Annotated in this window: 3 protein-coding genes and 1 pseudogene; all 4 read left to right on the forward strand. The window is 71.5% G+C overall.

The window, feature by feature from the left end; all coding sequences use genetic code 11:
* On the forward strand, positions 1-1,149 hold a 1,149-nt coding region (locus C7C56_RS10215), incomplete at its 5' end, for an ATP-binding protein (RefSeq protein WP_146204392.1).
* A 2-nt stretch (positions 1,150-1,151) separates the two neighbouring features.
* On the forward strand, positions 1,152-1,814 hold the full coding sequence (locus C7C56_RS10220) for a response regulator (protein WP_106757322.1): 663 nt from the start codon (positions 1,152-1,154) through the stop codon (positions 1,812-1,814).
* A gap of 466 nt (positions 1,815-2,280) precedes the next feature.
* Positions 2,281-3,486 (forward strand): hypothetical protein, encoded by a 1,206-nt coding sequence (locus C7C56_RS10225; RefSeq protein WP_146204393.1) that lies wholly within the window; start codon positions 2,281-2,283, stop codon positions 3,484-3,486.
* Between the two features lie 201 nt (positions 3,487-3,687).
* Positions 3,688-4,005 (forward strand): annotated as a pseudogene (locus C7C56_RS10230) (aminodeoxychorismate synthase component I); the annotation flags it as partial.

Here is a 4,005-nt window from a genome sequence, read left to right on the forward strand (position 1 = left end):
ACGCTCGCGCCGCCGGCCCCGCTCGCGCCCCGGGCGCCGTTAGCCGACGTCGGCGCCGAACAGCTCGGGCTGCACCAGCGCGTGACGCTGCTCGACGCCGGCGGGCGTTATTTGGCGGGCCGCGCGGCCGGCCGCGAACCGGGCGCGCGCCGCCCGATCGCCGTGGCCGGCGCCACCGTCGGCTATCTGTTGGTGGCCCGGGCCGCGCGTCCTAGCGACGCGATGGCGGCCGTGTTCCTGGCCCAGCTCAAGGACAGCCTGCTACTCATCGTGGCCGCCAGCGTGGCGCTGAGCGCGCTCGCGGCGGTGCTGCTGGCGGCGCATTTCCGGCACCCGATCCAGCGCCTCGCCGACGGCGCGCGCGCGCTCGCCGAGGGCCGGCTCGACACCCGGCTCGACGCCGGCCGCAGCGACGAGCTGGGCCAGCTGGCGCACAGCTTCAACGGCCTAGCGCGGCAACTGGCGGGGGCCGAGGACGCGCGCCGCCAGTGGGTGGCCGACACCTCGCACGAACTGCGCACGCCGCTGTCGGTGCTGCGCGCCCAGCTCGAGGCGATCGAGGACGGCGTGCGCAGCGCCTCGCCCGAGACGGTCGCGGCGATGCTGCGCCAAGTCATGTCGCTCAACAAGCTCATCGACGAGCTGTACACGCTGGCGCGGGCCGACGTCGGCGCGCTGGCCTGCCAGCGCCAGCGGCTCGACCTGTGGCGGCTCGCCTGCGAGCAGGCCGAGGCGTTCGGACAAAAGCTGGGCGCGGCCGGCCTCGCGCTCGAGCTCGGCGGGGCGCCCGCGCGCGCGACGGTGCTGGCCGACCCCGAGCGCATGCGCCAGGTGCTGGCCAACCTGCTCGAGAACAGCGTGCGCTACAGCGACGCGGGCGGGCGCGTGCGGCTGCACGCGCACGAGGACGAAGGCCGCCTGGTGATCGTCCTCGACGACGGCGCGCCGGCCGTGCCCGAGGCCGCCCTCGCGCGCCTGGCCGAGCGCTTCTACCGGGTCGACTCGTCGCGCGACCGCGCCCTTGGCGGCGCCGGGCTGGGCCTGGCCCTGTGCCAGCGCATCGTCGAGGCGCACGGCGGCGCGCTCGATTTCGCGCATTCGCCGCTGGGCGGGTTGCGGGTGCGATTCGCGCTCGCGCTCGAGGCATGACGATGGCGGCCGAGGTCTACATCGTCGAGGACGAACCCGAACTGGCGGCGCTGGTGGCCGACTACGCGCGCGCGGCCGGCTACCTGCCCGCCGTGTTCCACGACGGCGACAGCGCGCTGGCCGCGATCCGCGCGCGGCCGCCCTCCTTGGTCGTGCTCGACCTGATGCTGCCCGGCATCGACGGCCTGGGATTGTGCCGCGCGGTGCGCGCGTTCTCGGAGGTGCCGATCATCATGGTCACGGCCAAAGTGGAAGAGATCGACCGCCTGCTCGGGCTCGAGACGGGCGCCGACGACTACCTGTGCAAGCCGTTCAGCCCGCGCGAGCTGATGGCGCGCATCAAGGTCGTCCTGCGGCGCACGCGAACGGGGGCGCCGCCGCGTCCGATCGCGCTCGACGAGGGCGCGCGCCGGATCACCATCATGGGCCAGGCGCTGACGCTGACGCCGAGCGAATACCAGATGCTGGCGGCGATGGCGCGCCGTCCGGGCCAGGTGTTCTCGCGCGCCCAACTGCTCGACCTGGCGCGCCACGACAGCCTGGAGGTGACCGACCGGGCGGTCGACAGCCACATCAAAAACCTGCGCCGCAAGATTGCCGCGCTGCATCCAGGAACCGATCCGATCGGCTCGATCTACGGCCTCGGCTATCGGCTCGACCTCTAGGCAAACCAGACCACGGCGCATTTTTTTGTAACCGGGGTCTGACCCCACTTACGAAACATTCCGCAATCGGGGTCAGACCCCGCTTGCCAAACATTGCTCGCAAGCGAGGCCATCGTGGCGGCCAGCCCTTGAACCCGACGATTCCATGGCGGCCGGCATGCCAGCAGCGGCCATCGGGGTCTGCCCCGATGGCGGAACATTTCGTAACCGGGGTCAGACCCCGGTTACAAAACGCGGTCGACCGCCACGTCAAAAATCCGCGCCGCAATGTTGCCACGCAGCTCGGCGGGACCGGTCCCATCGGCGTGATTTCCCGCCCCGGCCACCGGCTCGGCCTATAGGCGCGGCAAGCAATTCCTAACGGGAATCGGCGCGCTTGAGCGCCCGCAATCGAACTCGACTTTGACGAAGGAGCCGGGAACTAAGCGACCTAGACTGGGACACGAGATTGTTCAAGGAGGACATCATGCTCGCATCCATCAGCAAGTTTCAAACAAGCAGCCTTGTTTCGAGAGGCATCGCATTGGCCACCGCGGCCCTGCTCGGCGCGTGCGGCAGCGGCTCCGGCCCGCACCATCCCCCGCCGCCGCCGCCGCCGTCCGGCATCACCTATGACGTGGTGCAACTGGTCGCCGACCCGGCCGCGCGGTTCCGCGTGACCCCGCGCGGCATCAACCAGTTCGACATGGTGACCGGCACCGGTGCCCGCCCGGAGCTGCCGAGCCGCGCATTCCTCTACAACGGCACCCGCACCATCGATCTGGGCGACTTTGGCGGCGGCGTTTCCCAGGCCTTCGCGATCAACCGCTGCGGCCATGTGGCCGGCTGGGCCCTCGGACCGGAGGGCGACATCCCGCAGTCCTTCCTCTACGACGGCACCCTGCGCCGCATCGGCACCCCCGGCGTCTTCTCGGAGGCTTACGCGCTCAACGATTGCGGCCAGATGGTCGGCACCGCGCGCTTCGGCGGCCAGGGGCACGCCTTCCTATTCGGCGGCATCATGCGCGACCTCGGCACGCTCGGCGGCCGCGCGTCCGAGGCGGTCGACATCAATGCCCACGGCATGGTGGCGGGCAACTCGCTGCTGCCCGGCGACATCGTCATCCACGGCTTCATCTACGACAGCAGGACCGGAGCCCCGCTGCGCGACCTCGGCACGCTGGGCGGCAACCGTACCATCGCGCGCGCGATCAACAATGCCGGCCAGATCACGGGCTGGGCCAACAACGCCGCCGGCGCGATGCGCGCGATCCGCTACCACAACGGGGTGCTGCGCGACCTGGGCACGCTCGAAGGCGACGCCGGCTACGCCTCCGAGGGCTTCGAGATCAACGAGGCCGGCTTCGTGGTCGGCATCTCGACCGCCTTCGACAACGCCCAGCGCGGCTTCGTCCACGACGGCGCGACCATGCACCCGGTCATCCTCCCCGGCGCCAGCTTCGGGGAGGCGCTGGCGATCAACGCGCACGGCACCGCGGTCGGCTCCTCGCAAACGCTCGGCGTCCAACACGCGGTCTCGTGGACGCTGGCCGAAGGCACGGTCGACCTCAACACCCGCCTGCACGCGGCGCCGCCCGGCCTGGTCCTGATACGGGCGCTGGCCATCAACGACAAGGGGTCGATCGTCGTGGCCTCCAACAACGGTCTGGTGCTGCTCAAGGTCCGGCCCTAGCCGGCCGGGGCGCGCGGCCCGGTCCCCGTCCCGGTTTTTCCCGCGCCCGGCGGTTTGGGCGCGCCCCCACCTTTTCCAGCGCCCGGCGGTTTGGGCGCGGCCCCCACGGTTTCTCCACATTTGGTTCGCACACTGGTTCCATCGGCTTGAAATGCAAGACCGAAAAGCGGCACACGCCAAATCAAACCACTGAGGACCACCATGAAAACCATCTCGCTGTTGATGTTCGCCCTGCTCTGCCCGGCCGCCGGCGCCGGCGCCGCCAGCACCACCATCTACAACACCAGCTGCGACGCCGCGAACGGCAAATGCAAGGCGCCGCAGCCCGCCCCGAAGGCACTGCGCGCGCCGCACGCGCCCGAGGCACTTCACGCACCGCACGCGCCCGAGCCCCCGCAGGCGCCGCGGGCGATCGCCGCGCCGCAGCCGCCGGCGCCGCCCAAGCTGCCGTCGATGCCGGCGCTGGCCCCGCTGCCGCCCCTGCCGTCCACCGACGCGATGCACGCCGCGCCGCCGGCC

Source organism: Massilia glaciei (genome assembly GCF_003011895.2).
Taxonomy (GTDB): Bacteria; Pseudomonadota; Gammaproteobacteria; order Burkholderiales; family Burkholderiaceae_D; genus Telluria_A; species Telluria_A glaciei.